This window comes from Paenibacillus sp. CCS19, assembly GCF_033239625.1.
GTDB lineage: Bacteria > Bacillota > Bacilli > Paenibacillales > Paenibacillaceae > Paenibacillus_T.
Window position 1 is genome coordinate 1 of record NZ_BTCK01000107.1, and the last position, 573, is coordinate 573.

Annotated in this window: 1 rRNA gene; it reads left to right on the plus strand. The window is 48.3% G+C overall.

The window, feature by feature from the left end:
• Positions 1 to 149: 149 nt before the first annotated feature.
• A 5S ribosomal RNA gene (rrf, locus tag SBI19_RS29380) occupies positions 150 to 266 on the plus strand.
• Positions 267 to 573: the final 307 nt, after the last annotated feature.

Genomic DNA, 573 nt, shown 5'->3' on the forward strand with positions numbered 1-573 from the left:
TGATCAGCACCGAGAAGGTTGATTTAGATCGAAGAATGAGTAGCGGAGTGTAGGCAACACCTACATGAGCAACGGAGTTCGAGAGCTGAATCAAGATTCGATGCCGAATAAGCTCCTTGAGTTTACTTCGTGATCATCAGTCGAATTCGTTTGGTGTCGATGGCGGAGGGGTTCCACGCGTACCCATACCGAACACGACCGTTAAGTCCTCCAGCGCCAATGGTACTTGGACCGCAGGGTCCTGGGAGAGTAGGAAGACGCCAAGCACGAATGAAGCCATGTCATTATGACATGGCTTTTTTGTTGTACTTATTGTTTACGGAACGAGAAAAGATTTAAATAGAGGTCGATCAGCACCGAGAAGGTTGATTCAGACTGAAGAACGAGTAGCGGAGTGTAGGCAAAACCTACATGAGCAACGGAGTTCAAAGGCTGGATCAAGATTCGATGCCGAATATGCTTAAAGAGTTACTTCGTGATCATCGACCGATTCAGACCGTTAAGTCCTCCAGCGCCAATGGTACTTGGACCGCAGGGTCCTGGGAGAGTAGGAAGACGCCAAGCACGAATTAA